The sequence below is a fragment of the Paenibacillus oceani genome (assembly GCF_014705615.1).
In the GTDB taxonomy this organism is placed as follows: Bacteria; Bacillota; Bacilli; order Paenibacillales; family NBRC-103111; genus Paenibacillus_AB; species Paenibacillus_AB oceani.
In genome coordinates, this window is sequence record NZ_JACXJA010000034.1 from 50,677 (window position 1) to 67,501 (window position 16,825).

General features: G+C 55.7%; 18 protein-coding genes, 1 pseudogene and 1 riboswitch. Of the genes and pseudogenes, 9 read left to right on the forward strand and 10 right to left on the reverse strand.

The annotated features are described in order from the left end of the window. Positions 1 to 16: 16 nt before the first annotated feature. The 3 genes from IDH45_RS22980 to IDH45_RS22990 all read left to right on the forward strand — a co-directional run bounded on the left by IDH45_RS22980 (position 17) and on the right by IDH45_RS22990 (position 2,842). Entirely contained in the window at positions 17 to 1,378 is a 1,362-nt protein-coding gene (locus IDH45_RS22980; protein ID WP_190930469.1) for a glucose-6-phosphate isomerase, read from the forward strand. A gap of 125 nt (positions 1,379 to 1,503) precedes the next feature. Further along, positions 1,504 to 2,139, forward strand: a complete 636-nt coding sequence (locus IDH45_RS22985; protein WP_190930470.1) for a YigZ family protein — start codon at positions 1,504 to 1,506, stop codon at positions 2,137 to 2,139. A 55-nt stretch (positions 2,140 to 2,194) separates the two neighbouring features. Next, positions 2,195 to 2,842 carry a thiamine diphosphokinase gene (locus tag IDH45_RS22990; protein ID WP_190930471.1) on the forward strand — a complete coding sequence of 216 codons (648 nt, stop codon included), beginning with the start codon at positions 2,195 to 2,197 and terminating at the stop codon, positions 2,840 to 2,842. 130 nt (positions 2,843 to 2,972) lie between these two features. Here IDH45_RS22990 and IDH45_RS22995 read toward each other — a convergent pair whose 3' ends face one another. The 3 genes from IDH45_RS22995 to IDH45_RS23005 all read right to left on the reverse strand — a co-directional run bounded on the left by IDH45_RS22995 (position 2,973) and on the right by IDH45_RS23005 (position 4,761). Next, positions 2,973 to 3,242, reverse strand: a complete 270-nt coding sequence (locus IDH45_RS22995; protein ID WP_190930472.1) for a hypothetical protein — start codon at positions 3,240 to 3,242, stop codon at positions 2,973 to 2,975. A 122-nt stretch (positions 3,243 to 3,364) separates the two neighbouring features. Next, positions 3,365 to 4,504, reverse strand: a complete 1,140-nt coding sequence (gene dnaN, locus IDH45_RS23000; protein WP_190930473.1) for a DNA polymerase III subunit beta — start codon at positions 4,502 to 4,504, stop codon at positions 3,365 to 3,367. Beyond that, on the reverse strand, positions 4,501 to 4,761 hold the full coding sequence (locus tag IDH45_RS23005; protein WP_190930474.1) for a ribbon-helix-helix protein, CopG family: 261 nt from the start codon (positions 4,759 to 4,761) through the stop codon (positions 4,501 to 4,503). The genes dnaN and IDH45_RS23005 overlap by 4 nt, the downstream gene beginning before the upstream one ends. 260 nt (positions 4,762 to 5,021) lie before the next feature. Here IDH45_RS23005 and IDH45_RS23010 point away from each other — a divergent pair, with 260 nt between their 5' ends. The 3 genes from IDH45_RS23010 to IDH45_RS23020 all read left to right on the forward strand — a co-directional run bounded on the left by IDH45_RS23010 (position 5,022) and on the right by IDH45_RS23020 (position 7,880). Continuing rightward, complete coding sequence (locus IDH45_RS23010; protein ID WP_190930475.1) at positions 5,022 to 5,654, forward strand: hypothetical protein; 633 nt, start codon at positions 5,022 to 5,024, stop codon at positions 5,652 to 5,654. Positions 5,655 to 6,274: 620 nt separating this feature from the next. Continuing rightward, on the forward strand, positions 6,275 to 6,754 hold the full coding sequence (locus tag IDH45_RS23015; RefSeq protein WP_190930476.1) for an NUDIX domain-containing protein: 480 nt from the start codon (positions 6,275 to 6,277) through the stop codon (positions 6,752 to 6,754). Between the two features lie 34 nt (positions 6,755 to 6,788). Then, positions 6,789 to 7,880: a UDP-N-acetylmuramoyl-tripeptide--D-alanyl-D-alanine ligase gene (locus IDH45_RS23020; protein WP_190930477.1), complete on the forward strand. Its 1,092-nt coding sequence runs from the start codon at positions 6,789 to 6,791 to the stop codon at positions 7,878 to 7,880. A gap of 23 nt (positions 7,881 to 7,903) precedes the next feature. Here the strand turns inward: IDH45_RS23020 and IDH45_RS23025 are convergent, their stop codons facing one another. The 3 genes and pseudogenes from IDH45_RS23025 to IDH45_RS35045 all read right to left on the reverse strand — a co-directional run. Continuing rightward, complete coding sequence (locus tag IDH45_RS23025; RefSeq protein WP_190930478.1) at positions 7,904 to 8,641, reverse strand: YwaF family protein; 738 nt, start codon at positions 8,639 to 8,641, stop codon at positions 7,904 to 7,906. Positions 8,642 to 9,117: 476 nt separating this feature from the next. Further along, positions 9,118 to 9,705: a methyl-accepting chemotaxis protein gene (locus tag IDH45_RS34245; protein ID WP_263364856.1), complete on the reverse strand. Its 588-nt coding sequence runs from the start codon at positions 9,703 to 9,705 to the stop codon at positions 9,118 to 9,120. 349 nt (positions 9,706 to 10,054) lie between these two features. Continuing rightward, positions 10,055 to 10,912 (reverse strand): annotated as a pseudogene (locus tag IDH45_RS35045) (HAMP domain-containing protein); the annotation flags it as partial. 166 nt (positions 10,913 to 11,078) lie between these two features. Beyond that, positions 11,079 to 11,164: riboswitch (cyclic di-GMP riboswitch) on the forward strand. Between the two features lie 63 nt (positions 11,165 to 11,227). Between IDH45_RS35045 and IDH45_RS23035 the strand changes: the two are divergent. Next, positions 11,228 to 11,494, forward strand: a complete 267-nt coding sequence (locus IDH45_RS23035; protein WP_190930480.1) for a hypothetical protein — start codon at positions 11,228 to 11,230, stop codon at positions 11,492 to 11,494. An 822-nt stretch (positions 11,495 to 12,316) separates the two neighbouring features. Here IDH45_RS23035 and IDH45_RS23040 read toward each other — a convergent pair. The 3 genes from IDH45_RS23040 to IDH45_RS23050 all read right to left on the reverse strand — a co-directional run bounded on the left by IDH45_RS23040 (position 12,317) and on the right by IDH45_RS23050 (position 14,145). Further along, positions 12,317 to 13,000, reverse strand: coding sequence for an MOSC domain-containing protein (locus IDH45_RS23040; protein WP_190930481.1), 684 nt, complete (start codon positions 12,998 to 13,000; stop codon positions 12,317 to 12,319). A gap of 79 nt (positions 13,001 to 13,079) precedes the next feature. Continuing rightward, positions 13,080 to 13,676, reverse strand: a complete 597-nt coding sequence (locus IDH45_RS23045; RefSeq protein WP_190930482.1) for a hypothetical protein — start codon at positions 13,674 to 13,676, stop codon at positions 13,080 to 13,082. Next, positions 13,666 to 14,145 carry a hypothetical protein gene (locus IDH45_RS23050; RefSeq protein ID WP_190930483.1) on the reverse strand — a complete coding sequence of 160 codons (480 nt, stop codon included), beginning with the start codon at positions 14,143 to 14,145 and terminating at the stop codon, positions 13,666 to 13,668. The genes IDH45_RS23045 and IDH45_RS23050 overlap by 11 nt, the downstream gene beginning before the upstream one ends. A gap of 215 nt (positions 14,146 to 14,360) precedes the next feature. On the opposite strand from IDH45_RS23050, the gene IDH45_RS23055 reads away from it, so the two are divergent. Next, positions 14,361 to 14,735 carry a LysM peptidoglycan-binding domain-containing protein gene (locus tag IDH45_RS23055; protein WP_190930484.1) on the forward strand — a complete coding sequence of 125 codons (375 nt, stop codon included), beginning with the start codon at positions 14,361 to 14,363 and terminating at the stop codon, positions 14,733 to 14,735. 97 nt (positions 14,736 to 14,832) lie between these two features. Here the strand turns inward: IDH45_RS23055 and IDH45_RS23060 are convergent, their stop codons facing one another. Further along, positions 14,833 to 15,894, reverse strand: a complete 1,062-nt coding sequence (locus IDH45_RS23060; protein WP_190930485.1) for an acyltransferase — start codon at positions 15,892 to 15,894, stop codon at positions 14,833 to 14,835. 124 nt (positions 15,895 to 16,018) lie between these two features. Here IDH45_RS23060 and map point away from each other — a divergent pair, with 124 nt between their 5' ends. After that, entirely contained in the window at positions 16,019 to 16,786 is a 768-nt protein-coding gene (map, locus tag IDH45_RS23065; RefSeq protein WP_190930486.1) for a type I methionyl aminopeptidase, read from the forward strand. The last annotated feature ends 39 nt before the right edge of the window (positions 16,787 to 16,825 follow it).

Sequence of the window (16,825 nt, forward strand, 5' to 3'; positions counted from 1 at the left end):
GAGGAGGGGTAAGGAAATGACTCAGAAACCAAAGCTTCAATTTGACTATAGCCGCGCTGCCGCATTCGTGCAGCAGCACGAAATCGAATATTTTCGCGAACCGGTACGTTTAGCCCATGAGCAGCTGCACAAGGGGACCGGGGCGGGTTCGGACTACTTGGGATGGATCGATCTGCCTACGCAATACGATAAAGAGGAGTTTGCCCGCATCCAGGAAGCCGCCAAGCGGATTCAGGGAGATTCCGACGCGCTTGTCGTCATCGGGATCGGCGGGTCTTATCTGGGTGCGCGCGCAGCAATCGAGATGTTGTCGCATTCTTTTTATAACGTGCTTCCAAAAGAGAAACGCCATACGCCGGAAATCTATTTTGTCGGCAACAATATCAGCTCGACCTATGTCACTCATCTGATTCAACTGTTGGAAGGCAAAGACTTCTCGGTTAATGTTATCTCCAAATCCGGGACGACGACGGAGCCGGCTATCGCCTTCCGCATTTTCCGAGAGCTGCTGGAGCGCAAATACGGCAAGGAAGGCGCACGCAAACGGATCTACGCCACGACGGACCGCGAGAAGGGCGCCCTGAAGAAGCTGTCCGACGCGGAAGGCTACGAATCGTTCGTTATTCCGGACGACGTAGGCGGACGTTACTCCGTGCTGACGGCTGTAGGACTGCTGCCGATCGCTACGGCGGGAATCGACATCGGTTCGATGATGGAAGGCGCGGCCGACGCTTCCCGAGAGTTTGCCAACCCGGATCTGGACAGCAACGCGAGCTACCAGTATGCGGCCGTGCGCAACGCCTTGTACCGGAAAGGCAAAGCGATCGAGATTCTCGTGAACTACGAGCCGTCGCTCCATTACGTTTCCGAGTGGTGGAAGCAGTTGTACGGGGAAAGCGAAGGGAAAGACCAGAAGGGCATTTACCCGGCTTCCGTCGACTTCTCCGCCGATCTTCACTCCATGGGGCAATTTATCCAGGAAGGCGCTCGCAACTTGTTCGAGACGGTTATCCAAGTAACGAACGTACCGGAACAAATCGAGATCGGCACCGATCCGGAAAACCTCGACGGCTTGAACTTCCTGGCCGGTCAGACGATGGATTTCGTCAACAAAAAGGCGTTCCAGGGAACGATGCTGGCGCATACGGACGGCGGCGTGCCGAACCTGATCGTGACGATTCCGGATATTTCGGCGTACTCGTTCGGTTATATGGTTTATTTCTTCGAAAAAGCGTGCGGTATCAGCGGTTACTTGCTCGGCGTCAATCCGTTCGACCAGCCGGGCGTGGAAGCGTACAAGAAAAATATGTTCGCGCTGCTGGGCAAACCCGGTTATGAGAAGGAAAAGGCGGAGCTGGAAGCGCGCCTCGGCGAATAAGAGGGACAGGCGGCAGGCTGATGCTGCTGCTAGCGAAAGCATGCTGTGTGTGAGGGAGCGGGATTGTGCGGGTGTTGCCGCCGCCCGCTCTTTTGGCGCACATAACGGACGAGAGGAGGATTCGGATGAAGCTGGAACAATACCGGACCGTGCGGAGGCAAACGTCTGCCGAGATCGTCATCAAGAAGTCGCGGTTTATCGGTCACGTGAAGCCGGTGGAGAGCGAAGAGGAAGCGGTCGCGTTTATCGAGGAGATCAAGAAAGAGCATTGGTCGGCCACGCACAATTGTTCGGCTTATGTCGTAGGGGAACGGGACGAATTCCAGAAACAATCCGACGACGGGGAGCCGAGCGGAACGGCAGGCAAGCCGATTCTTGAAGTGATCAAGCAGCAAGGGCTCAAAAACACGGTCGTCGTCGTGACCCGTTACTTCGGCGGCATTATGCTCGGAGCGGGCGGGCTGATTCGCGCCTATACGGATGCCACTGTCGAAGGTTTGGCTGCGGCAGAGCCGCTTACGCTGGCGCTTCATCAGGAAGTGCGGGTCGAGATCGATTACACGTGGCACGGGAAAGTCGAGAACGGGCTGCGCGGCCGGGGTACAATGCTCGGAGAAACGTTTTTTACCGACAAGGTGACGATTGCGTGTTGGCCCCGCGCGAAAGAAGCGGAGGCATTTCTCGCCTGGATGACCGATCTGACGCAAGGTCAAGCCCAGCTTACGACAGGTACGGTGGAATACCGGGAAGTTCAGGAGTAGGGAAGCCTTGGAGTTGGAGAATATCAAGTCATTAAATACACGGGGGGTTAGACGCGTGTCATCCCGAATTATCATCGTTACAGGCGGTACGGTCGGCGATTGGGTGAGCGGCTATATCCAACCCGGGGACTTACTCGTAGGAGCGGACCGGGGCGCGTTGTTTCTCGTGAGGAACGGCTACCGGCCGGCGCTAGCGCTGGGTGATTTCGACTCGGTGACGGCCGAGGAGCTGGACGAGATCCGGCAAGGCAGCGAGGCCTTGATCGACTGCGATCCGGTGATGAAAGATTGGACCGATACTGAGATGGCGTTTAACTGGGCGCTGGATCGCCGGCCGGCTGGGATCGTACTGCTGGGGGCGCTTGGCAGCCGGTTCGATCATTCGCTCGCCAACGTCCATTTGCTGCGCAAAGGGCTTCAGCACGGGATTCCTTCCCTCATCGCGGATCGCCACAATGAACTGAGGCTGCTCGGACCCGGTCAGGTGACGGCGTTGCACAAAGGCAAGTTCGCCAACGTCTCCTTGCTTCCGCTCAGTGCGGAAGTAACTGGAATTACGCTGCAAGGTTTTCTGTATCCACTGACGGAAGCGACGTTATCGATCGGACAATCGCTGGGCATCAGCAACGTCATCGTTGAAGAGAGCGGGCATGTCTCGATCCGGGACGGTATGCTGCTGGTCATTCAGAGTAAAGACGAATAGCAGGCGACGGCTTGGACCGTAACCTGCTGTTTTTTTGCTTGATATAGAGAGTTCGGAGCTTGTTTTCCCATTGGGTCCATGCTTCGGGAGCCCGGCCCCGTCTTCCGGGGTATCGGATACAGGCTGACTTTCAACCGTCTGCCTCGTGGTCCGGATCGCAGGATGGCTGCGTCCGCGACATATACTTGTCATACCTGTTGTCCACTTCTTTCGCCATCCGCCTGAAGAGCAACGTCTCTTCGACGATCGGGTCGCGCTCCAGTTGCACGCGCACTTCGTACCGGGGGCTCAGCCGCCGAACCGCCGCTTCGTCGGGAGTCGTTTCCTCCATCTCCCCTTCGGTCAGGGCGTCCGCCAAGTTTTGCTCCAGTTGTTCGCTGTTCTTACCGCGCTGCTCCATAGTGATTCACCTCCGGATAAAAGATATCTGGAATGGTCCGCTTTACTTTTCCCGGTCCGTCAGGAAAGAATACATTCGTGTCATACCCGCCTGAATACGTCTGTGCTGTAAACGGTGTGCGATCATCGCGATGTACGGATAGGCGTAAGCAGATACAAAGAGGAGGAACCGGCCGCGGGCTCCGGTTCGGCGGCGATCGGGCCGAGCTTGTCGTAAAAGCGCAGCATCAGCGTACCACCGGCGATTGCCCGCAAAATATCCGTCATATATTTGCCGTTAAACGAGATCGCCACCCCTTCTCCTGCTACGGTCTCGATCGGCACTTCTTCCCTGACGTCGCCCACTTCGGCGGCTTGGCCGACTAACGCTGCGGATTCGGCGGAGACCGTATGCAAGAAAACGACACAGCCTTCGCCGGACAGTAAAGTCACCCGCTCGATCGCCTGCAACAACTTCTCCGTATCGACCTTTAATTCGCAGTTGGGCCTCGCCGGCACCAATCTGTCGATGGGAGGATAGGCTCCATGCAAAAGCGAGCAGCTTAGCGTCATATCCGCCGTGTGGAAGCGGATCAACGCTTCATCCGCATCGATCCGGGTCTCCCCCTGATCGTCCTGCAGCATTTTGGCCAACTCGGCCATGCATCGTCCCGGGACGATCGCTTCGAACGGGGGAGTGTCGCTTGGTTGCTCGATCCGTGAGGTGGTGGAGGCGAAGCGCACGCTGTCGGTGGCGACGAGCTTCAACTGCTCGCCGTCAGATCTGCACCATACTCCGGTGAGAATCGGCCGCGTCTCGGAGGCCGAGACGGCAAAAGCGACTTGCCGGATCATCGACTTCAATACTGTGTTCGGCAGCCGGAGCTGCAGTGTCGGACGTCCGATTTCAGGCGCAGCCGGGTATTCCTCGCCATCTGTACCGCACAGGCGAAACAGCCCGCTGCCCGCGCGGATGCACAGCATGGACCGGTCGGTTTGTTCCAGCTCCACCGGTCCGGGAGGCAGCTTGCGCACGATGTCTGCGAACGTCCGGGCGGGTACGACGAGGCCGTTGTCTTCGGTTTCCCGCGGCAGACCGGGCATCGGAATGCGGATGTCGGTGCGGATGACCATCGGCGAGCTTCCTGCAAGCAGCGTGATGCCTTCCCGATGAATACGCAGCACCATACCGGCCAGGATGGGAAGCGGGCTGCTGGGTGGAACCGCCCGCGCCGTCTGCTGCAACGCATGAAGCAGCTCCGCTTGCGAGACTTCAATTTTCATAAATCCTCCTGCCGGTCCGTCTTCGCTGCGAAATAATTCGTAATCAGCTCCCGAATCCATTCCGACTTCGTCTGATTGCTTTCCCGGCACCGGTTTTCCAGCTCGGCCCATGCCGGTTCGGACAGCGTGAGCGACAGCTTGCGTGTCTGGCCGATCGCTTTGCGTCCGGCGCCTTCCCGGGGACCGCCGCGCGAGAACATGGCGCTGATCTGGCCCTCCTGTCGGGGGACGATTAATTTGATCTCTTCTTCGTTCAAATTTGGCTCACCGTTTTCTTTTAATTAGAATAAAGTAACTTTAATCATAATATCGGTTGATCTAAGCGTATCACAGTCTCGTGAAGCGGGCAACTGTGTTCTTTTTAGCGGAATCGGATGAATTTCCAATATATTGAAATTGTGTTATGCTAGTTGGAATACTACGCAGACAGGTCAGAATACCCGGGATGGGTGTTGACTAAGTACCGGGCTGGCTTGCTGTGGGGACTGCCTTGTAACAGAACTGGAGGTTTTCAGGGATGAAGACAAATACAACCCGGCTATCGCCCGCCGAATTCAGGGATGACCGCATCTTGATCCGGCTTGTCACCAGAGACGGAGTGCCGCTTCAACTGCTGACTGATACGGGAGGGGGTCTCGTGCTTACGGAGAAGGCGATCCGCAAGGCGGGGCTGGTTCCGGACGCTACGGAAGTCGTCGGGAACAAGACGTTCCCTGCGGTAGGTTTGCCCTTTGGCGAGGAAGACGAAGCTGTTCCTCCCTTACTGGTCGGAGGGTGTCCGGGCAAGTTTCTGGTAATGTCCGAGCCGAGGGGAGTGCTGGAGGGGCTGGATGGACTGATCGGCCAAGCCTGGTTTGCGGATCGGGTATGGGTTTTCGATTATATCCGTAAGCAGTTTATTTACGATCCCGACGTAATGGCCGGGGAAGCGATGAAGGATAGCCCTCATACGGTGCCTCTCGGCTTTTTGCACAACGATCAGGGGAGCCGGATGAACAGTTTTCCGCGTATTCAGGTAAAGATCGACGGAGAGATGGTCGACTTGTTGTTCGATACGGGAGCATCGATCGAGCTTGCAAAAGATTTCTTGCAAAGAAATGCCTCCGCTTATGCGGGGTTCTCGTTGAACAGGCTTCGTTTAGTCGCTTAGAGGGTTTCTTATTGTGCCAGGCAAGTGCCGGAGGCCGTTCATCTTGTCGCGGTACGGCCCATGCCCTGCTCGTAGCCGGAAAGTACCGGATAAGAGCGGATTGGAGTCTTTATTTTGTCCGAAGCCCGATTGGATGGGGAAATAAGAGCGGTTTGGGGCTCTAAAAATCGGCGAACAAGGTGCAATCCCCCCCTGTTTGATTGAAATAAGGGGTACAAACCGCTTTTATACGCCTGAGTTTCCCGAAAAGGCCGAAAATAGAGGGTGCAAAAGTCCCCTATATTGCAAAGAGACTGTATTACGCATGATGTATTTCGGGTATCGGAACATGCCAGCTCGCAAGAAAGCTGTTTACAGGCCGCATTTGAAGTCCCGTTGTTTCCATAAACCTACCTCCAGACAACACCGATTAGGAGTCAACGACTGTAGCCCAACATCATTCCCTCCCACGCACCACCGCATGGGTTTGCACGTCAAAGGACCGAGTGGACAACTTTACCGGACGTTTTTTCATAATAAACCGCTCCGCTTTCATCAGGAAACAATCATGATGATATCAGCCCCAGGAATAGGATGGATAAGGTATATTGGGATGTATCTGAACGAGGTGGTGATGCGCGTTGGAATATGTATCTCCAAAGCATGTTGTAGCTGTTGGCGCGTTGGTCCAAAACGAAAGCGGGGAGGTGCTCCTGGTCCGGACACATTGGCGCTCCGATACGTGGGAGATGCCGGGAGGCTGCGTCGAGGCGGGGGAGCCGCTGGATGCAGCGGTAACGCGGGAAGTGTGGGAGGAGACCGGAATCGTCATCCGTCCGCTCGGAGTTACAGGCGTTTACTACAATGCGACCAAGCAGGTTCTGGTTGTCGTCTTTCAAGCGGAATACGTCAGCGGCGACATCCGGATTCAGCCGGAGGAGATCGCGGAAGCGGGATATATCGGGTTGAACGAATCCAACATCGGCGATTACATCACTCGTCCGCAGCAGCGATCCCGCACTCTTGACGCCATGAAAGCGAAAGTTTTGGTTCCATATGAAACTTGGGAAGTAAACCCTGCCTACAGCTTGTTATCCAGGTTGCAGAACGGCGGCGGCTGAAGGCGAATTTCCTTCATACCAAGAAGCCTTTATGATGGGAGTGCAGCGGCATGGCTATCGCAGCGAACTGCCGGCGAAGGTGATCGGCGTTACCGGAAGCAATGGCAAAACGACTACGAAAGATATGATCGAATCGATTCTCGGAACGATGTACAAGGTGCACAAAACGAAAGGCAATCTGAACAGCCAGATCGGTGTTCCTCTGACGCTCTTGGATATGGAGCCGGATACCGATGTCGCTGTCATCGAGATGGGGATGAGCGAACGCGGCCAGATCGGGCGGTTGTCCCGGCTCGCCCAGCCGGATATTGCCGTCATTACGATGATTGGCGTATCGCACCTGTCTACCTTGGGCAGCCGGGAAGCGATAGCCGAGGCGAAGCTGGAGATTGCCGACGGTTTTAGGGAAGGCGGGGTGCTTGTTTATAACGGGGACGAACGTTTGTTAGTTGAAGGGGCAAGCAACCGGTTGCCACTCCTCCGCACCGTTCGTTTCGGAACGGACGCTTCCCACGATCTCGTGCCGGGTGAGGTTGGCGACGATCCCGGGGGAACCTGGTTCAAGCTCGACAACGCTTCGTATCGCATCCCGCTGCTCGGCCGGCATAATGTGAACAACGCCTTGGCGGCAATCGCTGCGGCGAGGCTGCTCGGCATTCCCAAGAAGCTTATAGCGGCAGGTTTGCAGGTTGCAAAAGTTACCGGAATGAGGATGGAGGTGCTGCATTCGTCTCTAGGGTATACGATCATTAACGATGCCTGGAACGCTAGTCCGGTATCGATGAAGGCCGCGATCGAGACGCTTGAGCAGCTCGGCGGCTGCGGGAATAAAATTATGGCAGCCGGAGATATGCTCGAGCTCGGCGACCGGGCGGCGGAATTTCATCGGGAAATCGGGCGGATGTTGAATCCCGAACGTATCCAATATGTCGTTACGATCGGAGAGCTCGGCGGAGAGATCGCCAAGGAAGCAGCGAAGGTGTATCCCCCGGGGCATGTGGCGGCGTTCAGAAGCAGGGAGGAGGCGGTCCGATGGATTCGAGAGATCGTGAAGCCGTCCGATGCCGTCCTCCTGAAAGCGTCTAGAGGAATGGGGCTGGAGAAAGCGGCGGATGCGCTGATGTAAAAGGCCGATAGGGCGGGCGCTTGTTACCCGGGCTTATTTTGTCGCTCGGCCGGAGAAGCGGGGGTCAGGGCGAATGGGACATACAGCACCAGGAACAGGAAGAAGGCGGCCGCCTCGAGCGACAGCAAATACCATGGATACGGACCTAACCAATCGAGCAGGGAGGGCGTTTCCGGCTTGCCGGAAAGAAACATGTAGTTGCCGCCGGTGACCGCATTGACGAACAGGATGACGGGGAGCAGCACGTTCAGAAATCCCATGGCAAGCAGCACCGAGCGGAAGGTCGGCCAGAAACGCTCCACCCAAACCATATAAAAAACGGCCAATAGAATCGCGATATGGGCGGCGAAAAATTCGAGAAACCGGAAATGAGGGTAATCGTAATAAAGCACCGGCGTCAGCAGCGCCTGCATCGCCCCCCCGATTCCTGTGAAGTAAGCGATTCCAAATAAAACCCGGCTATTGAATAGAAGCATGAATACGCATAAGTACAAGGTGATGCTGCAAAGCTCCAGCGGAAGCGTATCCTTGACGCTGTACACGTCCTCGGTCACATACCACACGTTTAACGATATTTCCGACAGCGCAAGCACGCCGGCGAGTGCGTACCGGCCGTAGCGGCTTCTGTTTCCGTACCGGAACCAGCGCCGCAATCCGTACAGCATCAAGAGCAGGACAACCAGAACGGCCAGCGCTCCCAGATGGGAAGCGGAGTAAGCAGCAAATCCGGCCGGATCGTTCGCATCCAGAAAACGGTTCATTAGCAAGCCCCCTTGCTTTTTTCTATCGGTTGTTGCTTTATTATAACCATGAAATCTCCGGATTTTCCAGATAAATCCGTTTGATGGTCCCGATTGGCTGCGATCGATGAAACGCAAAAAAAGCGACCCGCAAGCAACGGGCCGCGGGTCGTAACATTTATATATGAAAAAAGGGGGTCGAGAATTAGTATAGCGCGCGAACATTAGAGTGAGATGAAAATCAGATTTCAGTTTGATTACAAATAAGACGAGCCTTACTGGACGGGGCGATTATGCTCCTGAACGTCCGGAAGTCCTTGTATCCCGGCGGCTGCGATGAAGCGCAAAAAAAAGCGACCCGCAAGCAACGGGCCGCGGGTCGTAAACATTATATATGAAAAAAAGGGGGTCGAAAATTAGTATAACGCCCGAACATTAGAGTTCCATGAAAATAACATTTCAATTTGATTACAAAATAAGAAGGGAGCCCGTACGTTTTATGTTTTGAATTTGTCGATTACGCTTCGCAGCTGCTGCGCCGTATCGTGCAGAGCGGTGGACGAGCGGACGATTTCTTCCATGGATGCGAGCTGCTCTTCCGAGCTGGCCGCGACTTGATGCGTGTACTCGGTCGCCTGCTTCGAGATGTGCGCCAGTTCGGCGATCGAGGCGCTTACCTCCTGCGAGCTCGCGGACATCTGCTCGGACGAGGCGGATACCTCCATAATCTGACGGGTTACCTCTTCGATCGAACCGACGATGCTCGTAAATAAACGGTCGACCGATTCGACGGTTTCGGACATGCCCTCCACTTCGCTGGCTCCCGTCTGCATCGTCTGGATCGCTTCGCGGGTTCCCGCCTGGATTGAATCGACGAGATCGTGGATCTGGACCGCTGCTTGTCGGGACTGCTCGGCGAGCTTGCGGATTTCACCGGATACGACGGCGAAGCCGCGGCCGTGTTCCCCGGCCCGGGCCGCTTCGATCGCCGCATTCAGAGCGAGCAGGTTCGTCTGTCCGGCGATGGTCGAGATGAGCGATGTAATCGATCCGATCTCGTCGGATAACCGGCCCAGCCGTTCCATGGAGCCGGACGCGCTGTTGACGGCACCCTGAATGGCCGTCATCTGTCGTCTGTTGCCGCACCTGCTCGCTTCCCTGTTCGGCGAGCAAGTACGCCTGATTGGATGAATCGGCCGCGGTTACCGCCGACTCCGCGATCCGCTGGACGCCCTGCGCCATCTCTTCCATCGCTTTGGCGCTTTCCTCCGAGCTCGTCAACTGCCGCTCGGTACCGGCTGCTACCTGCTCGATCGACATGGCGACGTGGCGGGCGGCCTCCGATGTCTGCTCCGATCCGCCGTGCAGCGTCTCGGCGTTCTCGGCGACGACGTCCGATGTCTCGCGGATGCGCCCGATCATCTCGCGGATATTGCCGATCATGACGCCGAAGTAGGCGGCCAGCTCGCCGATCTCGTCCTTGCGCCGGATCGAAACCGATTCGGTCAGATCCCCGCCGGCCACTTTCTGCGTAATCCGGGCCAGTTCGCGAACCGGCCTGATGATCCACACGATGACGACGATCATCATCGCCACGGCGATCGTCCCGGTGAGGAGGCCGACCAGCAAGCTGGTCCTCAGCTTGGCGTCCAGCTGATGCTGTACGTTCGCATAATCGAAATCAATACCCAAAATGGCCGTAATGCCGCCATTGTCATCGCGTATCGCACTCAAAATACTGACCCATGTTCCATAATCGTCGGAAAATACGTCGGATACCCCGATCTCGCCGCTCTCCGCCGCCCGGATCGCTTTCGTAAATGCTGGAGGCAGCTCGTACGGAGTGGAAGGCTGGAAGCCGGAATCGGCAAGCGATTTGTTCGCGAGCATGATCGTCATCGCCGTTTTGCCCCCGGATTCGATCGTTCCGGGATAGAGCAGATACGTATTGGCCACGCCGCCCGATCCGGTGTACAGGTCCATATAAGGTTGAATAAGGGCAATGCCCGGTTGCGCCGGATCGGCTTTTTTGTTGGTCTTGATAAAGTCTTTGAGCGAAGCGAACTTTCCGGCATGCTGCTCGACAGACTTGTGCACCATCTGCTGGTACTGTTTGAGCTCGTTATAGTATTGATCCTTTTGCTGCAAATAAGAAATTGCGGCTTGTCCGGCCGTCATTAGCAGTGCGCACAGAGCGGCAAAAAAGCTCAGCTTGGCAATGATGCTCCGGCTCCAATGAGTAGACATGCTCGTTCCCCCTATATATGGATTTCCCTTTCGCCGTGTCGGCATCCGGGTATACTTTTTATTCGACAAGAATCAACACAAAGTGAATAGTACCAAAGCAGCAAAACAAGTGCTCGAATTTCATCTTCACTTGGAAGATTTCGTCTAGATAAATGTCCCGTAATATTGTATAGTAAAAGGTAATACGGGTATAAAAGTGCGTTTCTGAGCAGGACGACAAAGGCAAACCGGACGAAAGTCCGGGACGCAAAGCCGACGGGCCTAAGGAGGATTCTCTAAGGCGGCCGGGTTGCCGAAAATGGTTGGAGGCGAAGCTGCTCCATCAACATTCGGTAGACTACACTTCTTAGGAGGAACTGTATGTTGAAGGAAAGATATTACTCGACGGTGGAGTATTTTGACAGATTTGGCAAAGTTAGCAAGCAGATCGACATCTACTGCGAGATCGGCAAAAAACCGACTGTCGGCGATTTCGTCGAAGCGTTCAAAAATTCCGGCCATGAAGTGGAGCTTACCGATTTCTTGAATCTCACCTTCAAGCCAAGACAGCCGCTGGCTACTTCCATTACGTCAATTAAAGTAGTCCGGACGATCAAGGATCATACGTTCAAGCCTTGTGCTTGCTAATAGAGGAAGTACGGAAAGACCGGCAAAGTCCAGCCTTCGGATGAAGGTTGAGCCTTGCCGGTCTTTTTTGGACTAGATCCAGGTTATCACCGTACTAAAACGGGGATGGGGCCATCTTGCTTGTCGAGTCAGCAAGTGCCGCAAGCGCGGCAAGCGCTGCTAGAACTGCTAGAACTGCTAGAACTGCTAGAACTGCAAGTGCAGCAAGTACCGCAAGTGCCGCAAGTGCTCCAAGTACGGCAGTACTGCAAAGTCGCCTATCGTGGGCGGCCGTTTAGCTTTAGACTGTTGTCCAGCTCCAAGCGGGGACAGAACCGAATAAGAGCGGTTTGTATGCTTTATTTTGTCGGAAAACCGGCCTAGACACGGAATAAGAGCGGTTAGGAGCTGTTAAAATCGGCAAAAAAGGTGCAGACGTGACCAGTTGGTTGAAATAAGGGGTGCAAACCGTCTCTATTTGTCTCTTTCTTCCTAAAATTCCGAAAATAGAGGATACTAAAGGCTCCTATTTGGTTGGTTAGAGTTGGTTAGTTAGCTCATTAGCTCGAGACTGTCAATTCATTGTGTAGAAGTGTTAGTAGGCCGTTCCAAGTGAAAAGTTACCTTCTTCTGCTCAGACAGGTTGTCCGGAATCCCTTGATTGAATAAGGATGGTAAGGTAGGGGATTCCAGACAAAACTCGCCAGAAGGTAATCTTTTCCCTTTCCACTTGGTTATCCACATGAATCGACAGCCTCTAACCATTTAACTAACTCGCACATATGTCGTTTCAGCGAAGCTAAACGCGCTCTGCTCGCAAGAACGAGGATGCAGAGCCGAGTGTTACGGCTTGCCGTTTAACCGCTCGCCTTCGGACGGTTCGGTTCCTGCGATCCGTTTCTCGAAGGAGGCCCGCCAGTTGCCCGACAGCTCCTCTACCGCCAGCAGGGCGGCGATGCCATCCAGGTTGATCTTGTCGTGGTGCTTGATCGTGTTGGCGTATTGAACGGTTATGCCGAGCGGGTGCCGGCGCTCCAAGGTCAGAGGGGCGCTCCGGTCGAACAGTCCCGGCGTCAGCACGCGGCAATAAAAGCCGGTGTAGCCCGTATGCTGCACCCGCAGCGCGAGGTCCGGGATATCGTATTTTTTGGCCAGCTTGTGGCACGGCTGCCGGGGCTGCGTCACTTGAAGACGTACCTCTCCCGAGGTGTAAATATCGCCGATGCATACCCGGTCCTCCGTCATGCCGAGCACCGTCAAATTTTCCCCGAACGCCCCGTAATTCATAGTCCGGTTCAACTCGCGCTCCCAGTAAGCATAATGCTCGAACGGATAGACGCATACGGCTTTGTCCGGTCCCCCGTGGTGGACGAGATCGGCCTGGCCGTCGCCTGCAAAATTCGTCGCGGTCAGCAGCACCGGACCTTGCTCCGCCGGCTGCTTGAAAATCCCCGTTTCTACTGCGGCGCCTTTGTAGATGAACGACTGCGGTTTACCGACATTAAGCGATACGATGCGAATATCCATACCCCGATCTCCTTTATACGTTCCTATCTGTACAGCATACACGCTGAGAGGATGCGCATCAACTCAAGCCGGCGGGAGATCAGCGTATTTCGTTGCGTTCCGGAGTAAGCTCGTATAGAGTCCGGTCCTGACTGTCATATGCGATCAGTTTGTCTCGAGGATTCCAAGCCGATGAACGTGCCGGAAGTGCCCGGATCACTTGATAAAGGCCATTTTGCACCGTGACGTCCTGGGATACGCCGTCCTGCCAGACGACCTGCAGCCTGGCGATCGCGGGATCATTTATTTGGCCGGAGTAGTAAAAAAACCTGTAGTCCTCTATAGTAGTCATCCCTCCACGGAAATCAGCCTTAATTCCGGGATCTAGAGGCATCCGGAAGCTGCCACCGCCGGGATTGCTCCATATCATCCCGAACTTGCGCAAGACAAATATCCGGTGGTACAGGCCGTTCTCCCGGTCTGCGAGCAACACGGAACGCACGCCGTGTTCGCCCGGGTCTACCGATACGATAGCCGCATCGGGCAGCTCCATTCCGCTTAGCGCCTGACGGGTCACGCTTGTAAGTTTCCATGGTTCGGACCCGTAGGAAGCTCTGACGATAAACGTCAAAGCGGCCGTTATGAGGAGCCAGCGAATCAGGTGCCCGATCCAAAGTCTCGGCTTTTTACTCGTCATGGCGACCGCTCCCTTCTAGCGAAAGATGAAACGCGAACGATTGTCCGTAGGCCGGTTCCCGATTGCGGATCGTTACTGACCGGATCTGATCGGGGACATTTTTATATACATAGTACCCTTCGGTCCGCAACACATTATGGCTGCTTCCTCCCCCTGAATATTGCAATGGCGCCCCGGAGTCGGTCTCGATTTGAAGGTTGGACGGCAGTTTGCTGTATGGACCGAGTCCGGTTCCCGTCATATAGACGCTCAGCTGGCCTTCGCGATAAATGACGCCGTCTACGCGAAGCTTGCTGTCATAATACGTTTGGCGATCCGGACTTCCGGGGTAAAAGCTCCCTTCCTTTTTGGCCTGGTTGATGTCGCGGCTGAAATGATGCATGTCGGAAAAGGGGATGACCATGGGGGCAAGGTACAGGACGAGGAGAATCAGCAGCATCCATTCCACAGCAGCCGTCATTTTTCTCATTGTTCGGTTCACCGCCTTCATTTGCTCTTTTATAATAGGACCCGCGAAAAATAGTGAGGTTGCGGGCTGAAACGGATTTGTGCGAAAAGTCCGGCATACCGGTGCAGGCGATTATGCAGGGGAGCCGGGCGGATGCCCCGGGCCAAACACCCAGCGGGCGCATACACTGGTAAGGGGATATGATCCAACGATCAGTGTGACGGGAGGAATCATGAATGAATTACGTCGTACAGCCCGGCGATACGCTGTACTCGATTGCAAATCGTCATGGCGTATCGATGCAGGCGATTATTCAGGCCAACGGCCTTGCCGCGCCGGGAAATATTTATGCCGGGCAAAGGTTGTTTATTCCGCTTCCGGTTCAGCCGGGCTTTCCGTTTCCGCCCGGGCCGTTCCCGCCGGGACCTTTTCCTCCGGGGCCTGGACCCGGGCCCGGACCGGGGCGTCCGCTCGAGCAAAGGGTTTCCCGTCTGGAAGCGGAAACCGATCAACTGCAGCGGCAGCTCCGCCGCACGGACAACGAAGTTGAACGCCTCGGCCAGCGCGTCAACCGTTTGGAGGAGCGCGTCCGGAGGCTCGAAGGGCGTTAAGCCGGCCAGGCCAAAAAGAAGGGCGCTCCCCTGGGGAAGCGCCTTTTTGCATGGTGTCGGGATGTTCTGTTCATTCTGTTCACATCCGGTCCGCTGCTTATTTGCCGAATAATAGCCAGGAGCCTTTCACCCTCTTCAGCAGATGGACGACGGCCCAAGGAACGGTGAAGATCAGCGCAATATTGCCCCATACCGCGATATGGTAACCCGCCTGTCCGACAGGCACGCTCACTAGCGTCCCGTAATAGGACATAAGCGCCACATGTGTAAAATAGATGCCGAACGAGGCTGCGCCAAATGAGGATATTACGGCGGTGAGGCGCGGGGCGTTCTCGACGCAATGGCGGCCGATCCAGATCAAAGCCATCGCCACCAGGGTCGGGTACAGATTGAACATCAGCTCGTACTCCCACGCCTCGACCCGCATACCGCGAAACGCCTGCAAGGTGATCAGCAAATAAATCAGGCCCACCGAGGCGGCCGCGGCAGTCATCCACCAGATGTTCCGGTTCAGCCAGCCGACGAACCGTTCATAATGCATGCCGATCGATCCGCCGATACAGAACACGGCGAAATACGTAATGAACAGCCGGTCGCCGTACTGCAGAGGCGTATCCTCGAATTGCCGGTACACGAAATAACCGGCTTGGACGAGTATGCCGAACAGCCATAAGTACCGGCCAAGCGGACGCCACAGTTTAACGAGGGAGATCAGCAGCGGGAAAAGGGCGTACATCTGCATGATGATGACCATAAAATACAAATGATAAGCGGCCAGCCCCCAGGGGAGCAAATCGGCGAATTGGCTTAGAGAGAACTGGATTTTGACCGTAGGGTCGAGCCACTGGTTGTACATGTAATAAAAGACCGACCAGATCAGGTAAGGGATCAAAATAAACTGCAGCCGTTTCCGGTAGAAACCGGGCGTACGCCGGACGGTCCATGTGTCGGAGTAACTGTAGAACAAGACGAGTCCGCTTAAGAAAATGAACACTGGCACCGCAAAAATGCTCAAATTGTTGATGGCGAAATAAAACGTGCTGGACCGGGAGCCGAGCGGCAGATCCATTCTGGAGGAAGATGTCCCGTGAATGAGAAGTACGGCCGCGATCGCCACCGCTCTCACGATGTCCAGCTCCCATAGTTTTGGTTTGCTCAAAAGAACCGCTACCTTTCGTAGTGAATCAGCGATTGCCGCCAAATCCTAAGTATACTTGAAACCGGCCGGGATTCCCATAGAAATCGTGGCGGATTCCGGGAGATTCCGGGAGGGAGAGAGCCGTATGACCGAGTGGAAAACCAAGGAGCAGATCGCCCGGATGGCGAAGTCAGGGGCGGTGCTCGCTTCGTGCCGGCGGGCGCTGAAGCGCTACATCCGGCCGGGAATATCGACGCTGGATATCGACCGCTTCGTCGAACGGTTTATGGCCGATCGTGGGGTTACGCCCGAGCAGAAAGGATATAACGGCTATCCGCATGCGACGTGCTCCTCGGTTAATGAGGTCGCCTGCCATGGCATGCCGGACGACAAACCGCTGAAGAACGGCGATATCGTCACCGTTGATATGGTCGTCAACCGGTCCGGCTGGCTGGCCGACTCCGCCTGGACGTATGCGGTCGGTGACGTGCCGGCGTCTTCGCTCCGGCTGATGAAAACCGCCAAAAGATGTCTGTACGCCGGTATTTCCCAAGCCTGGCCGGGCAAAAGGGTCGGCGATATCGCTGACGCGATACATCGGGTTGCCATCGCCGGCGGTTACTCGGTTTTTGCCGATTTTACCGGCCATGGCATCGGGCAGTCGATTCACGAGTGGCCCCCGGTCCCCCACAGCGGCAAGCAGGGCCGCCGGGTTCGCCTGGAGAAAGGGATGGTCATAACGATCGAACCGATCCTGACAGCGGGTACACCCGAAGTGACGATCGATCCGGACGGCTGGACCGCGAGGTCGGTGGACGGCAGACGATCCGCCCAATACGAGCATACCGTCGCGATTACCCGCTCCGGTCCGCTGATCCTGACGCTCCCTAAGCCGAGACTGTATGTCCGGTAGGCTGCAGCCCGGCCTGCCAACTGATGGTACGGGAGCCGT